Origin of the sequence: Paenarthrobacter sp. NPDC057355, assembly GCF_042667405.1 — a bacterium.
In the GTDB taxonomy this organism is placed as follows: Bacteria; Actinomycetota; Actinomycetes; order Actinomycetales; family Micrococcaceae; genus Arthrobacter.
The window spans coordinates 784,809-804,915 of the sequence record NZ_JBHVAL010000001.1; the positions used below are offsets into that span (position 1 = coordinate 784,809).

The 20,107-nt window shown below is 62.5% G+C and carries 14 protein-coding genes and 2 tRNA genes; 5 read left to right on the forward strand and 11 right to left on the reverse strand.

Going from position 1 to position 20,107, the window contains the following annotated elements:
* Window positions 1–3: 3 nt before the first annotated feature.
* Window positions 4–3,291 carry an isoleucine--tRNA ligase gene (ileS, locus tag ACFUOZ_RS03615; RefSeq protein WP_377544843.1) on the reverse strand — a complete coding sequence of 1,096 codons (3,288 nt, stop codon included), beginning with the start codon at window positions 3,289–3,291 and terminating at the stop codon, window positions 4–6.
* 329 nt (window positions 3,292–3,620) lie between these two features.
* On the opposite strand from ileS, the gene ACFUOZ_RS03620 reads away from it, so the two are divergent.
* Entirely contained in the window at window positions 3,621–4,655 is a 1,035-nt protein-coding gene (locus ACFUOZ_RS03620) for an endonuclease/exonuclease/phosphatase family protein (protein WP_377544847.1), read from the forward strand.
* On the opposite strand, the gene ACFUOZ_RS03625 is transcribed toward ACFUOZ_RS03620, so the two are convergent.
* Window positions 4,652–5,431, reverse strand: coding sequence for an SDR family oxidoreductase (locus tag ACFUOZ_RS03625; RefSeq protein ID WP_377544850.1), 780 nt, complete (start codon window positions 5,429–5,431; stop codon window positions 4,652–4,654). The genes ACFUOZ_RS03620 and ACFUOZ_RS03625 overlap by 4 nt on opposite strands.
* Window positions 5,432–5,503: 72 nt before the next feature.
* Between ACFUOZ_RS03625 and valS the strand changes: the two genes are divergently transcribed.
* Both valS and ACFUOZ_RS03635 read left to right on the forward strand, forming a co-directional pair.
* A complete protein-coding gene (valS, locus tag ACFUOZ_RS03630) occupies window positions 5,504–8,125 on the forward strand; it encodes a valine--tRNA ligase (protein WP_377544852.1) in 2,622 nt (873 codons plus the stop codon).
* A 343-nt stretch (window positions 8,126–8,468) separates the two neighbouring features.
* Window positions 8,469–9,344: an Fpg/Nei family DNA glycosylase gene (locus ACFUOZ_RS03635; RefSeq protein ID WP_377544854.1), complete on the forward strand. Its 876-nt coding sequence runs from the start codon at window positions 8,469–8,471 to the stop codon at window positions 9,342–9,344.
* Window positions 9,345–9,357: 13 nt separating this feature from the next.
* Here ACFUOZ_RS03635 and ACFUOZ_RS03640 read toward each other — a convergent pair whose 3' ends face one another.
* From ACFUOZ_RS03640 to ACFUOZ_RS03665, 6 genes are all read right to left on the reverse strand, one after another.
* Complete coding sequence (locus ACFUOZ_RS03640) at window positions 9,358–10,002, reverse strand: DsbA family protein (RefSeq protein ID WP_377544980.1); 645 nt, start codon at window positions 10,000–10,002, stop codon at window positions 9,358–9,360.
* An 81-nt stretch (window positions 10,003–10,083) separates the two neighbouring features.
* Window positions 10,084–11,373, reverse strand: coding sequence for an ATP-dependent Clp protease ATP-binding subunit ClpX (gene clpX / locus ACFUOZ_RS03645; RefSeq protein WP_377544856.1), 1,290 nt, complete (start codon window positions 11,371–11,373; stop codon window positions 10,084–10,086).
* A gap of 182 nt (window positions 11,374–11,555) precedes the next feature.
* Window positions 11,556–12,215: an ATP-dependent Clp protease proteolytic subunit gene (locus ACFUOZ_RS03650; RefSeq protein WP_144659025.1), complete on the reverse strand. Its 660-nt coding sequence runs from the start codon at window positions 12,213–12,215 to the stop codon at window positions 11,556–11,558.
* Window positions 12,216–12,255: 40 nt separating this feature from the next.
* Window positions 12,256–12,867, reverse strand: coding sequence for an ATP-dependent Clp protease proteolytic subunit (locus ACFUOZ_RS03655; protein ID WP_315973345.1), 612 nt, complete (start codon window positions 12,865–12,867; stop codon window positions 12,256–12,258).
* A gap of 220 nt (window positions 12,868–13,087) precedes the next feature.
* Window positions 13,088–14,470, reverse strand: coding sequence for a trigger factor (gene tig / locus ACFUOZ_RS03660; RefSeq protein WP_377544859.1), 1,383 nt, complete (start codon window positions 14,468–14,470; stop codon window positions 13,088–13,090).
* 69 nt (window positions 14,471–14,539) lie between these two features.
* A tRNA-Pro gene (locus ACFUOZ_RS03665) sits at window positions 14,540–14,614 on the reverse strand.
* Window positions 14,615–14,740: 126 nt separating this feature from the next.
* On the opposite strand from ACFUOZ_RS03665, the gene ACFUOZ_RS03670 reads away from it, so the two are divergent.
* Window positions 14,741–14,814 (forward strand) — tRNA-Gly (locus tag ACFUOZ_RS03670).
* 82 nt (window positions 14,815–14,896) lie between these two features.
* Here the strand turns inward: ACFUOZ_RS03670 and ACFUOZ_RS03675 are convergent.
* The 3 genes from ACFUOZ_RS03675 to ACFUOZ_RS03685 all read right to left on the reverse strand — a co-directional run bounded on the left by ACFUOZ_RS03675 (window position 14,897) and on the right by ACFUOZ_RS03685 (window position 17,375).
* Complete coding sequence (locus ACFUOZ_RS03675) at window positions 14,897–15,784, reverse strand: Fpg/Nei family DNA glycosylase (RefSeq protein ID WP_377544861.1); 888 nt, start codon at window positions 15,782–15,784, stop codon at window positions 14,897–14,899.
* Entirely contained in the window at window positions 15,784–16,266 is a 483-nt protein-coding gene (locus tag ACFUOZ_RS03680) for a ribose-5-phosphate isomerase (RefSeq protein ID WP_281449378.1), read from the reverse strand. The genes ACFUOZ_RS03675 and ACFUOZ_RS03680 overlap by 1 nt, the downstream gene beginning before the upstream one ends.
* Before the next feature lie 104 nt (window positions 16,267–16,370).
* On the reverse strand, window positions 16,371–17,375 hold the full coding sequence (locus ACFUOZ_RS03685) for a hypothetical protein (RefSeq protein ID WP_377544863.1): 1,005 nt from the start codon (window positions 17,373–17,375) through the stop codon (window positions 16,371–16,373).
* A gap of 129 nt (window positions 17,376–17,504) precedes the next feature.
* On the opposite strand from ACFUOZ_RS03685, the gene pepN reads away from it, so the two are divergent.
* The gene (gene pepN, locus ACFUOZ_RS03690; RefSeq protein WP_377544865.1) at window positions 17,505–20,066 is read left to right on the forward strand and encodes an aminopeptidase N; all 2,562 of its coding nucleotides are present in this window, start codon (window positions 17,505–17,507) and stop codon (window positions 20,064–20,066) included.
* Window positions 20,067–20,107: the final 41 nt, after the last annotated feature.

The following is a 20,107-nucleotide window of genomic DNA, read 5'->3' on the forward strand; positions in this document are numbered from 1 at the left end:
GGATCAGGCCCCTGCCTTCTCTACGGTGATCTGCGGTTCTCCCGCATCCGAAACCTGGACGTCGAGTTCCACGGTCAGGGTTTCGGTCTTGACCAACCCGGCGTTGGCCTTAAGGGCTTCCACGACGTCCTGCTGTGCTTCCACCGTGGTCTTGATACGGTCGCTCACATTGAAGCCGGCATCCTTGCGTGCCTGCTGGATGGCACGGACCATATCCCGGGCGAGCCCCTCGGCCGCGAGTTCGGGCGTGACCTCGGTGTTCAGGACCACGAACCCGCCTCCTGGCAGCACCGCAACCGAAGCCGAACCGCCGTCGACCGAGTCCGAAACCACTGTTTCCAGCGTGTATTCCTGTGGCTCAAGTTCCAAGCCGCCGGCAACGACCACACCGGCGTCGTTGACCGACCAGTCGCCGGACTTGGAACCCTTGATGGCCTGCTGGACGTTCTTGCCCAGGCGCGGACCGGCGGCACGGGCATTGACCACGAGCTTCTGCTCGATGCCGAATTCCTCGGGTGAGGCCGTGGCTGCGTCCAGCAGCCGCACCGACCGCAGGTTGAGTTCATCGGCGACGACGGCGGCGAAGCCTTCCAGCGCATCTGCCCCCGGTGCCACAACAGTCAGTTCCTGCAGCGGCAGGCGGACACGCAGGTTCGCGGCCTTGCGCAGGCTGGAACCGGTGGAGCAGATCTGCTGTACACGGTCCATGGCTTCCACCAGACCCGGGTTTGACGGGAACAGCGAAGCTTCGGGCCAGTCAGCCAGGTGCACGGATCGGCCACCTGTCAGCCCCCGCCAGATCTCCTCCGAGACGAGCGGCAGCAGTGATGCCGACACTCGGCACACAGCTTCCAGTGCCGTGTAGAGGGCGTCGAAGGCGTCGACGTTCTCGTCAAAGAAGCGCTGGCGGCTGCGGCGGACGTACCAGTTGGTGAGCATGTCCAGGTAGCTGCGAAGTTCATCGCAGGCGCCGGAGATGTCGTAGGTGTCCAGGCTTTCGGTGACCTTGCGGACGAGGTCACCGGTGTTGGCCAGGAGGTACTGGTCCAGCGTGTCCGAGTAGCCGTCGTAACGAAGCTTGGCATCGTAGCCTTCCCCGCCATTGGAAGCGTTCGTGTAGAGCGTGAAGAAGCTGTACACATTCCAAAGCGGAAGGATGACCTGGCGGACACCGTCGCGGATGCCCTGCTCGGTGACGATCAGGTTTCCACCACGGAGGATGGGGCTGGACATCAGGAACCAGCGCATGGCGTCGGAGCCATCACGGTCCAGGACCTCGGAGACATCCGGGTAGTTCCGCAAGCTCTTGGACATCTTCTGGCCATCGGAACCCAGTACGATGCCGTGGCTGATCACGTTGCGGAAAGCCGGCCGGTCGAACAGTGCCGTAGACAGGATGTGAAGCATGTAGAACCAGCCACGGGTCTGGCCGATGTACTCCACGATGAAGTCCGCGGGATTGTGGGTGTCGAACCAATCCTCGTTCTGGAACGGGTAGTGCACCTGGCCGTAGGGCATCGAACCGGAGTCGAACCACACATCCAGCACGTCCTCGACGCGGCGCATGGTGGACTTGCCCGTGGGGTCATCCGGGTTCGGGCGTGTGAGCTCGTCGATGAAGGGCCGGTGCAGGTCCACCTGGCCCTCGTTGTTAACGGGCAGGCGGCCAAAGTCGGCTTCGAGGTCGGCCAGGGAGCCGTAGACGTCCGTGCGCGGGTACTCGGGGTCATCGGACTGCCACACCGGGATGGGCGAACCCCAGTAGCGGTTGCGGCTGATGGACCAGTCGCGGGCGTTGTCGAGCCACTTGCCGAACTGGCCGTCCTTGACGTTGCCGGGGATCCAGTTGATCTCCTGGTTCAGCTCGGACATGCGGTCCTTGAACTTGGTGACCTCCACGTACCAGGAGGAGACCGCCCGGTAGATCAGGGGGTTGCGGCAACGCCAGCAATGCGGGTAGCTGTGCTCATAGCTGGCCTGGCGTACCAGGCGGCCATCGGCGCGCAGCACCTGGGTGATGGGCTTGTTGGCGTCGAAGACCTGGAGGCCCACGATGTCGGCGAGCTCACCATGGGCGAACAGCGGCAGGAACTTGGCGCCCTCATCCACCGACAGGACAACGGGGATTCCCGCTGCTTCACAGACCTTCTGGTCATCCTCACCGTAGGCGGGAGCCTGGTGGACGATGCCCGTACCGTCTGTGGTGGTGACGTACTCCGCCACAAGGATGCGCCAGGCGTTCTGGGTGCCGTACTTCTCGGTGTCAGCGAAGTCGTTCCACAGCGGTTCGTATTCGAGGCCCTCCAACTGGGAGCCCGTGTAGGTGCCTGTTACAGCGGCCGTGGCGGCAGCAGCGTCGTCGTACCCAAGGTCCTTGGCGTAAGAGCCCACAAGGTCAGCAGCCAGCAGGAAGCTGCCGGTCACCGGCGCCTCAGCGGAAGCGGCCTTGACGCCGTTGGGTCCAGCAGGCAGGACGGCATAACTGATCTCAGGCCCGACGGCGAGCGCCAGGTTGGTCGGAAGCGTCCAGGGGGTGGTGGTCCAGGCGAGCGCCTGCACGCCTACGAGCTCCCGGGAAACCTCGGACTCCCCTGCCTTGAGGGGGAAGGTGACCGTGACGGTCTGGTCCTGGCGGTTCTTGTAGACGTCGTCGTCCATGCGCAGTTCGTGGTTGGACAGGGGCGTCTCGTCCTTCCAGCAGTACGGGAGGACGCGGTAGCCGTTGTAGGTCAGGCCCTTCTCGTGCAACTGCTTGAAGGCCCAGAGGACCGACTCCATGTACTCGACGTTGAGTGTCTTGTAGTCGTTCTCGAAGTCAACCCAGCGGGCCTGGCGGGTAACGTAGGCCTTCCACTCGTTGGCGTACTTCATGACCGAGGCGCGGCAGGCGTCGTTGAACTTGTCGATGCCCATGGCTTCGATCTGGGTCTTGTCGGTCATGCCCAATTGCTTCATGGCTTCGAGCTCCGCGGGGAGGCCGTGCGTGTCCCAGCCGAAGCGGCGTTCGACGCGCTTGCCTCGCTGGGTCTGGTAGCGACCCACGAGGTCCTTGGCGTAGCCGGTCAGCAGGTGCCCATAGTGCGGGAGTCCGTTGGCGAAGGGAGGTCCGTCGTAGAAGACGAACTCGTTGCTGCCGTCTTGACCGGCGTCGCGCTGGTCGATGCTGGCCTGGAAGGTGCCGTCTTCATCCCAGTATTTGAGGATGCGCTCTTCGATTTCCGGGAACTTCACGGAGGCGGACACGCCGTGCGCGCCGGACGAAGACGCTGAGGCCTTGGGGTAGTGGGTCATCTCATATCCTGTGATAGCTGGTTGACTGTCAGGATGCGAGGACGGCTTCTGTTCTGCCTGTCGGCAGAACAGGTACCGCGGTACCACCTCACTTACCGAAACACAGGGTTCCGGCCTCTCATTACTGCTGTGACGGGCTTACCCGTCCGGTTCTACTGGGCACTGCATGCCTTGCGGGCAGTCATTGCGGTTCTTCCGGAAGCTCACCGGTGATGGCCGGGTCGACGCTGGTCCCTTTAGTCTAGCGGCAGCCGGGCTTCCTGCTCCACTTGCAGAGTCATCCCTGAGGAGGACGGCCTTCGGGTCCGGGGCTGCCTAGACTCGGGTCCATGTCCAACCACGCACCTGCCCTGCAGGCCGGAAGCCCCGCCCGACACCGCCCCTCCCTTGCGTGGACGGTGTTTGCGCTGATTGTCGCGGTTCCCACAGCGGGGGTTTGCCTGTTCCGGGCGGTCCCTGCCGAATGGCCTTTGCCTGTGGTTCAGTTGCTGGCGTTCACGCCTTGGCTTCTCATCCCGGCGGCCCTGGCACTGCTCCTCGCCGTGGTCGGGCGCCGGCTGTGGGTCATTTTCACGACGGCGGCCCTGCTGGCGGCCCAGTTGTTCTGGCTGTTTCCTTTGGACGCGGGCAAACCGGAAGTGCTGCCTGCGGGGACGCCGACTGTTTCGGTGAAGGTCATGAGCCTGAACACCGAATATGGCGAGGCCGATCCCGCAACCATCGTGCGGCTGGTCCGGGAGAACGGCGTCCAGCTCCTGGCGCTGCAGGAGCACACGCAGCGGTTGGAGAACGGACTTCAGGCCGCAGGTTTGGAGGATGTCCTCCCGCACCGCGTCAGCGAGCCCCGTGACGATGCCGGTGGTGGCGCCGTCTACTCGGCGTTCCCACTTGAGCCGGATGGGCTTCTTCCCGACACTCCGTTCCATATGGCAGTCACGCGAGTCCTGATAACTGATGCAGGGTCGGGCGCCAAGTCGGCACTGAATCTGACGAACGTCCATGCCTTGCCGCCGGTGGACGAGAGGATCGAACAGTGGCGCAGTGATCTGGCCAAGATCGGCCGCCAAGCGGCAAGCGCGGGTACCCAGTTGCTGATGGGTGACTTCAATGCTTCCTACGACCACGCGGAATTCCGGAAAATGCTGGACTCCGGGCCTGAAGGAACCAAGCTGGTAGATGTGGGAACGGCAGCGGCGGCGCGGTTCTCCCCCACATGGCCCATGGAGGGCCCGCCGCTCCCGGGAACGGTGTTGGACCATCTGGTCACTTCCCCCCGGATCAGCAGCAGTGGCTACCAGGTCCAGAAAGTGCCGGGTTCAGACCACGCCGCCGTGCTCGCCACCCTTGGTGTCCCCGCGGGCTAGTCCTGCTTGCGGATCAGTTTGTGGTTCGCTGCCTGGGCCACCGGACGTACAACGATCTGGTCCAGGTTGATATGGTGCGGCAGCGAGACCGCGTACTTGACGACGTCGGCAACGTCGCCGGCCGTCAAGGGCTTTTCCACGCCGGCGTAAACCTTTGCTGCCGCTTCTTTGTCGCCGAGCCTGTTCAGCGCGAATTCCTCGGTGTACACCAAGCCGGGAGCCACTTCGATGACCCGGACGTTGTTGCCCACTTCCTCAAGCCGCAGCGCGTTGGTCATGGCGTGCTGGGCGAATTTGGCGGCGTTGTAGCCCCCGCCGCCTTCGTAGGCTGAGAGCCCGGCAGTGGAGGTGAGGTTCAGGACCGTGCCTTCGCCGGTCCCGCGCAGCATGGGCAGGAAAGCCCGGGTGATTTTCATGGTGCCCAGAACGTTGACCTGGTACATCCATTCCCAGTCCTCGGTGTCCGCGTTGGCAATAGTGTCGGCGCCCCTTGCGCCGCCGGCGATGTTAATGAGCGTGTCAGCACCCCCGGCCTCGGTGACGGCCGCGAGAAGGGCCGCTACGTCGTCGTCGTTCGTGATGTCTGCCGGGAACGGCACGGCGCCGGTCTCACCGCCCAGGGCCTCGATCCTGTCTGCCCGTCGGGCTACGGCGAACACCTTCCATCCGCTCGATGCCAGGGCCCTCACGGTTGCCTCGCCGATTCCGGTGCTGGCGCCCGTGACGACGGCTGTCTTGTTCTCTGCTGCGGGGGTGCTGTGCGCTGCCAAAGTCATGGCACAACCCTATCGGGCGTTCGGCGGCTGCCCACGGCGGGTTGTAACGCCAGGCCATGAAACAATTGGTCCATGGCTGAATCAACGCAGGGTACAGACACGCCCGCCACCGCCCCCAATAACGTCCCCGACAAGCCGGCCCTTGAAGGCCTTGAGGCTGCCTTGACGCAGCGCTGGCTGGAAGAGGGAACCTACAAGTTCAATCCGGATACCACCCGGGAGCAGGTCTACTCGATCGACACTCCCCCGCCGACCGCATCCGGCTCGCTCCACGTGGGCCACATGTTCTCCTTCACCCAGACGGATGTCCAGGCCCGCTACATGCGGATGACCGGCAAGAACGTCTTCTACCCCATGGGTTGGGACGACAACGGCCTGCCCACGGAGCGCCGTGTCCAGAACTACTACGGTGTTCGTTGCGATCCCGCCATCCCCTACAACGCCGACTACCGCCCGCCTGCCCAGCCTGCGAAGAACCAGCGCGATTTCGACGTCGTTTCGCGCCAGAACTTCATCGAACTGTGCGAGGAACTGGCCGTTGAGGACGAGAAAGTCTTCGAAAACCTCTTCCAGACCCTCGGCCTGTCCGTCGACTGGGACCTGACCTACCGCACCATCGATGACACCTCCCGTGCCGTTTCGCAGCGCGCCTTCCTGGCCAACCTGGCTGCCGGTGACGCCTACATGGCCGAAGCCCCCACGCTGTGGGACGTCACGTTCCGTACCGCCGTGGCCCAGGCAGAGCTTGAGGACCGCGAAGTCCCCGGCGCCTATTACCGCTACCCCTTCTTCACCGAAGACGGCGAAAAGATCTTCATCGAGACCACCCGTCCCGAGCTATTGGCTGCCTGTGCAGCCCTGGTGGCAAACCCCGACGACGAGCGGTACCAGCCCCTGTTCGGCAAGACCGTGAAGTCACCGTTGTTCGACGTCGAGCTCGAGGTCAAGGCCCACCCGCTCGCCAAGGCGGACAAGGGTTCCGGTATCGCCATGGTCTGTACCTTCGGCGACCTGACCGACGTCACCTGGTGGCGTGAACTGCAGTTGCCCACCCGCGCCATCATGGGCCGCGACGGACGCATCATCGCGGACACCCCGGAATGGATCACCACAGAGGCCGGCAAGGAAGCCTATGCCGCCATCGCCGGCAAGACCGCCTTCTCCGCCAAGGAAGCCGTGGTGGAACTGCTCAAGGCAGCCGAACTGCTCGACGGCGAACCAAAGAAGATCACCCACCCGGTGAACTTCTTCGAAAAGGGCGACAAGCCGCTCGAGGTTGTCACCTCGCGCCAGTGGTACATCCGCAACGGTGGCCGCGACGAAGAGCGCCGCCAGCGCCTGATCGGCCGTGGCCAGGAAATCAACTTCCACCCGTCCTTCATGCGTTCCCGTTACGAGAACTGGATCGCGGGCCTCAACGGTGACTGGCTGGTATCCCGCCAGCGCTTCTTCGGCGTGCCCATCCCGGTCTGGTATCCGCTGGACGCCCAGGGCAACCCGGACTACGACAACCCCATCCTGCCCACCGATGGGATGCTGCCCGTGGACCCGGCAGCAGATGCTGCCCCCGGCTTTGATGAGTCCCAGCGCGACCAGGCCAATGGCTTCACTGGAGATGCCGACGTCCTGGACACATGGGCGACGTCCTCCCTGACCCCGCAGATTGTGGGTGGCTGGAGCCGGGATGACGAACTGTTCTCCAAGGTCTACCCCTTCGACCTCCGTCCCCAGGGCCACGACATCATCCGTACGTGGTTGTTCTCTTCGGTCGTCCGCGCCGATGCCCTGCAGAGCAGGGCGCCCTGGAAGCACGCGGCCATCTCGGGCTGGATCCTGGACCCGGACCGCAAGAAGATGTCCAAGTCCAAGGGCAACGTCGTGGTGCCCACCGATGTGCTGAACGAGTACGGTTCGGACGCTGTGCGTTACTGGGCTGCATCGGCCAAGCTTGGCGCTGACACCGCGTACGAGATCGCCCAGATGAAGATCGGTCGCCGCCTCGCCATCAAGCTGCTGAACGCCTCGAAATTCGTGCTGAACCTTGGCGCCACCGAGAACTCCGTGGTGACCTCGGACCTCTCGGTTCTGACCAACCCGCTGGACCGCGCGCTCCTGGCGCAGCTGTCCGACGTCGTCGCACAGGCCACCAAAGCGTTCGATAACTACGATTACGCCCGCGCGTTGCAGATCACGGAGTCGTTCTTCTGGCAGTTCACCGACGACTACGTCGAACTGATCAAGGACCGTGCCTACGGTGCAGCCGGAGAGTCCGAACAGGCTTCCGTCCTGGCTGCATTGGCAACAACGCTGGACTCATTGCTCCGCCTTTTCGCCCCGTTCCTGCCCTTCGCTACGGAAGAGGTCTGGGGCTGGTGGCGGACAGGGTCGGTCCACCGCGCCGAATGGCCCACGGCCCTTGAAATCACCGACGGCGACACCACCATGCTTGGCACGGTCGGTATCGCTCTGAGCGGCATCCGCAAGGCAAAGTCCGAGGCAAAGGTCAAGCAGCGCACCGAGGTGCTCTCCGCTTCCATCACGGCTTCCGAGGTTCTCGTGGCGCAGCTGAAGGCCGGCTTGGGTGACTTGAAGGCGGCAGCCAACGCGCAGGAAATCACCCTGCAGTCCGGTGAAGGTGAGCTCACCGTCAGCGACGTCGTCCTGGCTCCTGCAGAGGAGACGTCGGCCTCCTAGGCAGCACGTGCGCCCAGCGGATTTTGGGCAAAGGGGAAGCCCCATCAGCGTTTTGCCGTTGGTGGGGCTTCGACTTTTCGGCTGTCCGGTGACGACTTGACAGTCTGGCGGAATCCTTGGAATTTCAGGTCTTCCTACCTCGTCACTGGTAGCTTGCTTCCAACTTTGCCAAAGGCTGCGTTTGGATGCATATCACTGAATCTTTGGTTTCCGTGTCCCTCTTCTTTCGAAGTGGGTAAGAACAATTGTTGTCCTGCTGACAAAGATGCACAAGGCTTTGGAAAGAACTACAAACCTGTAGTTATCCTGCCCATCAGCAACTAGCTGTGGCAGAGTAATGTCCATGCCGGAACTGCCCGAAGTGCACGGCCTGTGCATGTACCTGGACACCCAACTCCGTGGTGCCACGCTGACCGAGGTGCGCATTAACTCCTTCTCGGCACTGAAGACTGCCGATCCTCCCTACAGCGCTTTGGAGGGAAGGACAGTCCAGGGGGCGCGGCGCTTGGGAAAGTTTGTTTGCCTTGATCTGGACGGAATCTTCTTCATTTTCCATTTGGCCAAAGCCGGTTGGGTCCGCTACACCGAGCACCCGTCTTCCGCTGGATTGCGGATGGGGAAAAGCAACATTTCGGCGCGGCTGCTGTTCCACCGTCCCGGCGATGACGCCCACATCGGTGTGGACCTGACCGAAGCCGGAACAAAGAAGAGCCTGGCCATCTATGTGGTCAGGGACCCTCAGGACGTTCCCGGCATCGCGACGCTTGGCCCCGAGCCGCTGAGCCCCGACTTCGATGAAGCGGCGTTCGCCGCCATCCTCAAGTCCAGCCCGCAACAAATCAAGGGACTCCTGCGCAGCCAAAGCGTCATAGCCGGCATCGGCAACGCTTACAGTGACGAGATCCTCCACGCCGCGAAGATCTCCCCGTTCGCCATCGCAAAATCGTTGGACAACGACACAGTGGCCCGCTTGTATGACTCCATGCAGGAGGTCTTGGTTGGCGCCGTCAACGCAGCTGCCGGAAAACCTTCCAGTGAACTCAAGGACACCAAACGCAGCAACTTCCGGGTGCATGCCCGGACAGGTTTGCCGTGTCCCGTGTGCGGAGAAACAGTAAGGGAGGTGTCCTTCGCGGACACCTCCCTCCAATACTGTCCCCACTGCCAGACCAACGGAAAAATCCTGGCCGACCGCCGGACCTCGCGCTTCCTGAAGTAGCGCTTCGGTACAGCTAGTTGAATTCCGGGCTCTCCGTGCGGCTGCGCTTGAGTTCAAAGAAGTGCGGGTAACCGGCCAACGTTACGGTCGCATCCCACAGCTTCCCGGCCTCCTCGCCCCGGGGAATGCGGGTCAGTACCGGCCCGAAGAACGCGGTCCCGTTAACGGCAACCACCGGAGTCCCGACATCCTGGCCCACCAAGGAGATACCGGCCTCGTGGCTTGCGCGCAGCTTGGCGTCGTATTCGTCCGACTCAGCAAAACGTGCCAGGTCGGCAGGAAGCCCGGTCTCGGCCAAGGCCTTCTGGATCACTGAAGCGCGGTCTTTATTACCCTCATGGTGGATCTGCTCTCCCATGGCGTCATAGAGCGGCTTGACGTAGCTGCTGCCATGGAGTTCCTGCGCTGCAATGATCACGCGGACCGGTCCCCAGCTGTCATCCATCATGGCCCGGTACTCGGAGGGGAGGTCGCGGCCTTCGTTCAGGACGGACAGGCTCATGACATGCCAAGTGGTCTCGATGCCACGTACTTGCTCTACCTCTCCGATCCAACGCGAGGTGATCCAGGCAAAGGGGCAAACGGGGTCGAACCAGAAATCAGCTTTATTTACGGTGTTTTCGGGCGCGGTCACTTCAGACACGATCTGTTCGGACACAAAGAACTCCTCGACAAGAGTGGAAACGTAGGTAGTCACGGCGGTCCTTGAAGAACCGCTCCTCCTTTGGCCAACGGCGGCTCAGGCGGACTTATTCCGCCGCTTGGCCACTACGTCATGGGCGATCATGGTCGGCTGGGCCTTCTTCGCAACCGCATCGGCCGTGATGACCACCGTTGCAATGTCATCCCGGCTTGGGAGATCGAACATGACCGGAAGTAGCACTTCCTCCATAATGGCCCGCAAGCCACGCGCTCCGGTTCCACGCTCCAAGGCCTGGTCCGCGATCGCGTTCAGCGCGTCCTGCTCGAACTGCAACTCCACCCCATCGAGCTGGAACATCTTCTGGTATTGCTTCACCAGGGCGTTTTTCGGCGTGGACAGGATCTGGATCAGTGCTGGGCGGTCAAGGCTCGAGACAGTGGTGATAACGGGGAGCCGGCCGATGAATTCGGGAATGAGCCCGAACTTGAGCAGGTCCTCGGGCATGACTTCCCCGTAGGTATCCACCGTGTCACGGACCTCGTTCAGGGGAGCACCGAATCCGATGCCCTTCCGCCCGGACCGGGAACCGATGATGTCTTCCAGGCCGGCGAAGGCGCCAGCCACTATGAAGAGGACATTGGTGGTGTCGATCTGGATGAACTCCTGGTGCGGATGCTTCCGCCCTCCCTGGGGTGGGACAGAGGCCACAGTACCCTCAAGGATTTTCAGGAGGGCCTGCTGGACGCCTTCACCGGAGACATCGCGTGTGATCGAAGGGTTTTCGCTCTTACGGGAAATCTTGTCGATCTCATCGATGTAGATGATGCCCTGTTCAGCCTTCTTGACGTCGTAGTCGGCGGCCTGGATGAGCTTGAGGAGGATGTTTTCGACGTCCTCGCCGACGTAGCCGGCTTCTGTCAAGGCCGTGGCATCCGCGACGGCGAACGGTACGTTGAGGCGGCGGGCCAGGGTCTGTGCCAAGTACGTCTTACCGCAGCCAGTGGGTCCGATCAGCAGGATGTTGGATTTGGCGATCTCCACATCCTCGTGATGGGAGCCCTCCCCCAGACTGCCGGTCTTGGGTGCGTGGCCCGCCTGGATCCGCTTGTAGTGGTTATAAACGGCCACTGCCAGTGACCGTTTGGCCGGTTCCTGCCCGATGACGTATTCCTGCAGGAAGTCGAAGATCTCCCGGGGCTTGGGCAATTCAAAGCTACCGAGGTCGGAGACTTCCGCGAGCTCCTCTTCGATGATCTCGTTGCACAGCTCGATGCACTCGTCACAGATGTACACACCGGGCCCGGCAATCAGCTTCCGCACCTGCTTCTGGCTCTTTCCGCAGAAAGAACACTTCAGCAGATCCGTGCTCTCACCAATCCGAGCCATGTGGGAATCCCTTCGTTGCATGCGGGTGATGCGGCTCCGCGCCGTACTCAAGTGTGCGGCCAAGCCGCGGTTGGCACCACCGTGACACCATCCACTCTAGGTCACAATGGGCTGCTTGCGTGGAAACAGAACGCCGGTGCGGTCCATATTTCGCGAACCGCACCGGCGTCGTAATCCGTGTGCTACCGGGCGATTGCCTGGGGCTTGATCTTCCGGGAGTCCAGAACCTGGTCGATCAGGCCGTAACTCATGGCTTCGGCCGCCGTCAGGATCTTGTCGCGCTCGATGTCGTTGTTGACTTGCTCGGACGTACGTCCCGAGTGGTGGGCCAGCGTGTCCTCAAGCCAGGTCCTCATGCGCATGACTTCGGCAGCCTGGATCTCAAGGTCCGATGCCTGGCCACCCTGGCCGCCGGAAAGGGCCGGCTGGTGGATCAGGACGCGGGCGTTCGGCAGTGCCAGGCGCTTGCCGGGGGTGCCGGCAGCGAGCAGGACCGCGGCCGCACTGGCTGCCTGACCCAGGCACACCGTCTGGATCTCCGGACGGATGTACTGCATGGTGTCGTAAATCGCCGTCATGGCTGTGAAGGAACCACCGGGCGAGTTGATGTACAACGTGATGTCGCGGTCCGGGTCCGTGGACTCAAGGACCAGCAGCTGGGCCATGATGTCGTCGGCCGATGCGTCGTCGACCTGGACGCCGAGGAAGATGATGCGGTCCTCGAACAGCTTGGTGTACGGGTCCTGGCGCTTGAAGCCGTAGGGCGTGCGCTCTTCGAACTGAGGCAGGACGTAGCGGCTGGACGGGAGGTTACCGGCAGACCATCCGAAGTTGTAGTTCATGTTCTTACTCCTGGGTTTTCAGTGGTTCTTTGGTGCCGGATCAGTTCTCGGAGTTCGACTGGTTGGCCGTACCGCCGCCACCAGCTACAGAACCGGCGTGCGCCGAGATCTTGTCGAAGAAGCCGTATTCCAGGGCCTCAGTGGCGGTGAACCACTTGTCGCGGTCGTTGTCCTTGAGGATGGTTTCCACGGTCTGTCCGGTCTGCTCGGCGGTAAGTTCCGCCATGACCTTCTTCATGTGCAGGATCAGCTCGGCCTGGATCTTGATGTCCGAGGCCGTGCCGCCGATGCCGCCGGAAGGCTGGTGCATCAGGATACGTGCATTCGGGGTGGCGTAACGCTTGCCCTTGGTTCCGGAAGACAGGAGGAACTGCCCCATGGAAGCGGCGAGTCCGGTTGCCACGGTGACGACATCGTTCGGGATGAACTGCATGGTGTCGTAGATGGCCATGCCGGCGGTTACCGAACCACCGGGCGAGTTGATGTACAGGTAGATGTCCTTCTCCGGGTCTTCGGCGGAGAGAAGGAGGAGCTGGGAGCAAATGGCGTTGGCGTTCTCGTCACGCACTTCAGAGCCGAGCCAGATAATGCGCTCTTTCAGCAGGCGGTTGTAGATGTAGTTGTCCTGGGCTGCGGGATCGACAGTTGCCATCCGGGGAGCCTCTGATTGCTGTGACATAAGTACTTACCTCTCGCTGGTGCCAGTGACGTCACTGAACTTCACTACTTGGACACTAACCGTTTTCCGGGGCGATTTGTTCGCCGGAATCGCGCTGTTCGCTGACGGCGCACGTCTGCGTGGAGCGCCTGTGTCCGGCCTTAAAGAAAACCGACCCCGGATCATCAGATCCGGGGTCGGTTCGCGTTGCTGCTTAGAACTTCACTGCCGCGGGGTCATCGTTGGCAACGGCGTCGGCCTCTTCCGTGGCTTCCACAGCGGCTGCTTCTTCGGCTGCTGCTTCGCCGGCGGGGCGGACGAAGTCCGTCAGGTCAACCTTGTTGCCCTCGGAGTCGACAACCTCTGCCTGGCCCAGGACGACGGCCAGTGCCTTGCGGCGGCGGACCTCGGAAACCATCATGGGAACCTGGCCGCTCTGGTCAATGATCTGGGCGAACTGGTTGGGGTCCATGCCGTACTGGCTGGCGGTGGTAACGATGTAGTCGATCAGCTCGTTCTGGCTGACCTCTACTTCTTCCTTGTCCGCGATGGCGTCAAGGATGATTTCGTTCTGGAACGCACGCTCGGTGTTGGCCTTGACCTCGGCGCGGTGCTCCTCGGTGTCGTGGTCACCTTCGCCGTGGGCGTTCTCCGGGTTGAAGTGCGCTTCGAGCTGCTCTTCAACGACGGACTCGGGAACCGGAACCTCTACGAGTTCAACGAGCTTGTCCAGGACCTTGTCGCGGGCCTCGACGCCCTGCTCCACAACCTTGGAGTCGGCAGCCTGCTTGGCGAGGTCCTCGCGGAGCTCGGCAAGGGTGTCGAACTCGGAAGCGAGCTGGGCGAAGTCGTCGTTTGCCTCGGGGAGTTCGCGCTCCTTGACGGCCTTCACGACAACCTTGACCTGGGCAGCTTCGCCGGCGTGGTCGCCACCAACAAGGGTGGTGTCGAAGATGGCTTCTTCGTCGGCGGACAGGCCGGTCACGGCTTCGTCGAGGCCTTCGAGCATGGTGCCGGCGCCTACCTGGTAGGACAAGCCGGCGGCGGAGTCGATCTCTTCGCCGTCGATGGTAGCGGTGATGTCGATGGTGAGGAAGTCATCGTTCTTGGCAGGACGCTCAACGGACTTCAGCGTGCCGAAACGGCCACGCAGTTCGTCGAGGGACTTGTCGACGTCGGCCTCGGAGGACTCGGCGGCGGCAACCTCAACCTTGATGCCGGCGTACTCCGGCAGCTCGATCTCGGGGCGGACGTCGATCTCCACCTGGAACTTCAGCTCACCATCGGTTGCGGAGGGATCCGGAACCTCGGTGATTTCAACCTCGGGACGGCTCAGCGGGCGAACACCGGTTTCCTGGACAGCGGCCTGGTACCAGCCGTTGAGGCCATCGTTGATGGCCGTCTCCAGGACATACCCACGGCCAACGCGCTGGTCGATGAGCTTGGAGGGAACTTTGCCCTTGCGGAATCCGGGAACCTGGATCTGCGAAGCAACGGTCTTGTACGCGGCATCGATGCTCGGCTTCAGTTCCTCAAAGGGAACCTCAACGTTGAGCTTGACCCGCGTTGCGGTGAGGTTCTCGACAGCGCTCTTCACAGTCTAAGTACTCCTGATTTTGTGGGTATGGGGTTCTGATGCGTCCCGGAATCGGACACAAACACAGAGTCGGGGTGACAGGATTTGAACCTGCGACTTCCTGCTCCCAAAGCAGGCGCTCTAGCCAAGCTGAGCTACACCCCGAATGCACAGGACAGTCTACGGGCAAGCGGGCCGAGATTGCACATTTGACACCGCCGCCGGAATTAGGTTTAGTTATACCCGGCTTGAACAGCCACCGGGAAGATGTCCTGAACAGGAGATCCTTTCGGGGACGTAGCTTAATGGTAAAGCCTCAGTCTTCCAAACTGATTACGCGGGTTCGATTCCCGTCGTCCCCTCCACATGAAGGGCCCCGATCCACGGATCGGGGCCCTTCTGTATTTGAAGCAGTGTCACCGGAGTGCTACCGGTCACCAAGGATCGCTAAACCTGGCAGCCCGGGCACCAGTAGAGCTTTCGCGCTCCTATCTCCGTCACCCCCACCGCGGTGCCGCAAGCCCGGCAGGGCAATCCCTGACGCTTGTAGACGAAGTGGGCATCGGCGTCCTGCGGCAGTCCACCGCCTCCGCCCCACAGTGACGGAGGCGTCGTAACAATCCGGCCGTCGCGGACGCCGTCGGCCATGGTCCTGACACTGTCATCCCACAACCGGCCTGCGGTTTCGACGTCGATCCCGCTCCCAGGCGTCCACGGATCCACTGCCTGACGGAAGAGCACTTCGGCCCGGTAGATGTTCCCTACTCCTGCCAGCACTGACTGATCCATCATCAGCAGCGCTACAGGGGTTTTGCGGCGGCGCAGGCGTCCGATGAATTCCTCCCGGTCGCCCGGCCGGTTATGGAGCGGATCAGGCCCCAGCCGGCCCAACACCGCTTCTGCCTCGGCCGCGGTGATTGCGGCGCAGGTGGTAGCGCCCCTGAGATCCGCCCAGCCATGTTCCGAGACCAGACGGACACGCACGGCGCCCACCGGCGAGGGTGGCCCGGAGTACTGGCCATCGTCCTGGCCGGCGCCGCTTTCCCGTTCACCGATGCGGCGGGGAGCGCCAATGCTGGAGGAACCGGAAAAGGTACTGTCACCGCCAAAGCTCCAGGCACCGTACAGCCCAAGATGGACGTGGAGGAAAAGCCCGTGATCGAACCTCAGGAAGAACTGCTTCCCGTGGGCCAGGGCCTCCACCATGTTGTGCCCTGTCAGCAGCTGGGCCCCGGCAGCAAAACGCCCCTGCGGGCTGGAAACTTCCAAGCGCTGGCCGCCAAAAACATCCTGGAATTGGCGGGCCAGCCTATGGATCGAGTGCCCCTCCGGCACTACTGGACGATTTCGCCGGTGGTTTCGTACACGGCGATCTTGCCGATGCGGCGTACGTGTCGCTCATCGTTGCTGAAGGGTTCCTGCAGGAAGGCCTCAATAAGCTCCGTTGCTTCCTCCACCGAGTGCTGGCGGCCTCCCACTGCTACGACATTCGCGTCGTTGTGCTCGCGGGCCAGTTTTGCGGTGGAGAGATTCCACACCAGCGCAGCACGGACACCCTTGACCTTGTTCGCCGCAATCTGCTCGCCGTTTCCCGATCCGCCGAGCACTATGCCCAAAGCGTGAACTCCCGCCTGCTGGTCTGCGACCACTGCAACGGCCGCATTGATGCAGAACGACGGGTAGTCATCCAGCGCGTCGTACTCCTTGGGCCCGTGGTCCACCACTTCGTAGCCCTTCGCGGTGAGGTGGTTGACCAGGTGGGCGCTCAGTTCCATTCCAGCGTGGTCGGTTGCGATGTGGACGCGGGGTGTAGTCACGGAAAGTCCATTCTATTTTGGCGCCGGTGTGGCACTGGGCAGTGGAGGGCAGCGGCACAGCACTGGCCGGGCGCGGCGTTGAGGGATGCGCTACTAGATTACCGCTACCGCGGTTGAGGAGCCTGCCCGTCATCACGTGCGCGATGCGCGGCCCTGTTAAGGATTTCAGCGAGCATGTCAGCCGAAGCGCGTGTACCTGCGCTCAAGGCAACGCGGCCTCCGTTGAGTTTCCTGACCACCACGGCCGGGCCGCTGCCGACAAGCATGGCGGTGGCGTCTTCGTGGTGCCGCCAACCCCAGCCCCCATAGTCGGCTGCTTTGACCTCTGCTGCAGCAGCCGCGGAAATCTCGACGGCAGGAACGGTCAGGACCCGCACGATTCCTCCCGCGAAGACCTGCAGACCACCCCTGTCGGCGCGGACCCTGGCAAAGAGGAACCCGGCACCGACTACTGCCGCTACGGCTACCAAGGCCCCAAGCCACGGCACCGCAATGGCTATCAATGCGGCAGGAAAGATGGCCGACACCATAATCATGACGAAGACTGAACTACGGGCGTGAACCCACATTTTGAGGCTGTCCCGGGCAAGGTCCGGATCCTCAAGGAGCGCCAACTCCTGTTGCAGCGCTACGTCATCTTCGCGTGTCCATCGGGGATCGGGCTTGAAAGCGAACATCATGACAACGCCAAGCGCCAACGCGGCTCCACTGCCCATGGCCAGCACGATGGGGTCAACATGGGACTCGCGGGCGTCGGCTGCCCCGGTCTGGCCTACCAGCCCGGCGGCGAGCACCGTGGTGATGAACAGACTGACCATCAGCCCGACACCCATCAGCACCCGACGCATGATGACAGGCCGGGAAATAGGGACGGCCTGCAGGAACACAGCCCACCCACACAAGGTAATGAGGGCTCCGCCGCCTGCCACATAGGCGCCGAACGGCGCGAAGGACGTGCCGCCGTCGGCACTCCACATCACTGCGACGGGGTTGGGCAGATCATTACGCAGCATCTGGGCGCACAGCACGAAGCCAATGGCGAGCAGCAGTGGAAAAGCAACCGCGAACCTCAAGGCGCGGAAGTCGAGTTTTTCCCGGATCGTTCCCATATCCCAACGCTACTCCGTGGAAGCGACACTGTGGCGACCACTCCTTGCCTTCCGCCCTCGGAGTGAAAGAATAACTTCATACCAGCGGCCGGCGGACCGGCCGGTCATCCCGATTCCCGGAGGCACCACTTGCCAGGCCTTAACCTCACGCGCGATGAAGCCGCGAACCGCGCCAAACTGCTCACTGTCGACTCATACGAAGTCACCTTGGACCTGACGAAAGGGTCGGAAGTCTTCGGATCAGCCACTACCGTCCGGTTTTCCGCCACGCCGGGAGCATCAACGTTCATTGATGCCATCACACACACCGTCCACAGCGTGACGCTCAACGGAAAAGAGCTGGATCCCGCGGAAGTTTCCGACGGCATCCGCATCCAACTGCCCGGACTTGCAGCGGAAAACGAACTCACGGTAGTGGCGGATGCCCCTTATATGAACACCGGTGAGGGTCTGCATCGCTTCGTAGACCCCGTGGACGGTGAAGCGTACCTCTACACCCAGTTCGAAGTTCCCGACTCACGCCGCATGTTTGCCGTCTTTGAACAGCCGGACCTGAAGGCCACCTTCACGTTCAAAGTCACGGCACCCTCGCACTGGGACGTTGTTTCCAACTCACCCACCCCGGTTCCTGCAGAAACCTCGCCCGGTGAGGACGGAAGCGCTCGCTCAACTTGGGAATTCGCCCCTACTCCGCGATTGTCCTCCTATGTCACCGCGTTGATTGCCGGGCCGTACCAATCCGTCCGGTCCGAGGTCACCAGTTCCGATGGCAGGGTCATTCCGTTGGGAGTGTTTGCCCGCAAATCCCTCATGCAGTACCTTGACGCCGACAACATCTTCGAGCTGACCCGCCAAGGGTTCGAATTCTTTGAGGCACAGTTCGGCTGCCCTTACCCGTTCGAGAAGTACGACCAGTTGTTCGTCCCCGAGTTCAATGCCGGCGCCATGGAAAACGCCGGCGCCGTGACCATCCTCGAGGGCTACGTTTTCAGGGGCAAGGTCACCGGCGCCCAAATCGAACGGCGGGCCATCACGGTCCTGCATGAACTGGCGCACATGTGGTTCGGGGACCTGGTGACCATGCGCTGGTGGAACGACCTCTGGCTTAACGAGTCCTTCGCCGAGTACATGTCGCACCTCGCGGCAGTGGAGAACACCGAGTTTGACCGCGCGTGGACCACCTTTGCCTCCGTTGAGAAGTCCTGGGCCTACAAGCAGGACCAACTGCCCACCACGCACCCGATCTTCGCCGAGATCAACAACCTTGAAGACGTCGAGGTCAACTTCGACGGGATCACTTACGCCAAGGGCGCCTCTGTCCTTCGGCAGCTGGTGGCGTGGGTGGGCCCTGAGCAGTTCATGGCCGGAGTCCGGACCTACTTCAGCAAGCATGCCTGGAAGAACACAGAGCTCGCAGATCTCATGGTGGAACTTGAAGCTGCCTCAGGGCGCGACCTTGACCAATGGGGCAAGCTGTGGCTTGAAACAGCCGGAGTGAACACCCTGTCGCCTGAGCTGACCGTGGACGCTGACGGCACCATCACCGGTTTCGCGATCCTGCAGAGCGCCATCGAAGAACAACCCACCCTGCGCCCGCACCGCCTCGCGGTCGGCTTTTACTCGTTGTCCGGTGACGGCAAGCTGGAACGCACCCACCGCGAAGAACTCGACGTCGACGGCCCGCGCACAGAGGTCCCGGCTTTGGTCGGCCTCACCCGCCCGGACCTTATCCTGCTCAACGACGACGACCTCGCGTATGCCAAAGTCCGGTTGGACCCGGACAGCCTGGCAACTGCCAAAGCACACCTGAAGGATTTCGCCGCCAGCCTTCCACGCACCCTGGTGTGGGGCTCGGCCTGGGATTCCGCCCGTGACGGCGAAACGCCCGCCCGTGGCTATGTGGACCTGATTCTGGCCAACATCGCCCACGAAACAGATTCCTCGGTGATCCTGGTCCAACTGCGCCAGCTTGCCACCACCTTGACCTACTATGTCGCCGCCGAGCACAAACTGGACACCACCATCGCAGCAGCGGACACGCTGTGGGAGCTTGCATCCTCGGTGGAGGCCGGCTCGGATGCCCAGTTGCAGTTTGCCAAGTCCTACGCGCAACTGGCACGCAATGCCGCGCAAATGGATCGCATCCAGGCCCTCCTGGACGGGACAGCAACCCTCGAAGGCCTCACCGTGGACCAGGACATGCGCTGGGAGTTCCTGACCGCACTGGTATCCGGCGGACGCCAGGGCCAGGGACGCATCGACGAAGAGCTCGCCCGCGACAACACCTCCAACGGCCAAAACGCGGCGGCCCAGGCCAAGGCCGCCATCCCCACCCCTGATGCCAAAGCCGCAGCGTGGGACGCGATCGTGGTCAAGGGCGACCTCTCCAACGCTCTGCAGGCCTCAGCTGTCGCCGGCTTCATGAGGGTTCCGGACACCAGCCTGCTGGAACCGTACGCGGAGAAGTACTTCCAAGCCGTGCCCGGGATCGTCAAAGAGCGCACCCATGCCCTGGCCCAGCAAATCGTGGTGGGCCTGTACCCGGCCCAGCTCACAACCCAGGCCACTGTGGACCGTACGGATGAATTCCTGGCGGCACTTCCGGAAGACAGCGCTGCCCTCCGCCGCATGATGCTGGAAAACCGCGACGGCGTAGCCCGCGCCCTTCGAGCAAGGGCAGCTGACATCTAGGCTCATTGGCCCGTGCGGGCAGTCGGCCTTGCTTGGCTAGA

What these genes read in the sequence shown, in the direction of transcription:
- ACFUOZ_RS03625 (WP_377544850.1), bottom strand. Translation starts at nt 5,431, where the DNA reads ATGACTTTGGCAGCGCACAGCACCCCCGCAGCAGAGAACAAGACAGCC.
- ileS (WP_377544843.1), bottom strand. Translation starts at nt 3,291, where the DNA reads ATGACCCACTACCCCAAGGCCTCAGCGTCTTCGTCCGGCGCGCACGGC.
- ACFUOZ_RS03635 (WP_377544854.1), top strand. Translation starts at nt 8,469, where the DNA reads ATGCCGGAACTGCCCGAAGTGCACGGCCTGTGCATGTACCTGGACACC.
- valS (WP_377544852.1), top strand. Translation starts at nt 5,504, where the DNA reads ATGGCTGAATCAACGCAGGGTACAGACACGCCCGCCACCGCCCCCAAT.
- clpX (WP_377544856.1), bottom strand. Translation starts at nt 11,373, where the DNA reads ATGGCTCGGATTGGTGAGAGCACGGATCTGCTGAAGTGTTCTTTCTGC.
- ACFUOZ_RS03620 (WP_377544847.1), top strand. Translation starts at nt 3,621, where the DNA reads ATGTCCAACCACGCACCTGCCCTGCAGGCCGGAAGCCCCGCCCGACAC.
- ACFUOZ_RS03685 (WP_377544863.1), bottom strand. Translation starts at nt 17,375, where the DNA reads ATGGGAACGATCCGGGAAAAACTCGACTTCCGCGCCTTGAGGTTCGCG.
- ACFUOZ_RS03655 (WP_315973345.1), bottom strand. Translation starts at nt 12,867, where the DNA reads ATGGCAACTGTCGATCCCGCAGCCCAGGACAACTACATCTACAACCGC.
- ACFUOZ_RS03650 (WP_144659025.1), bottom strand. Translation starts at nt 12,215, where the DNA reads ATGAACTACAACTTCGGATGGTCTGCCGGTAACCTCCCGTCCAGCCGC.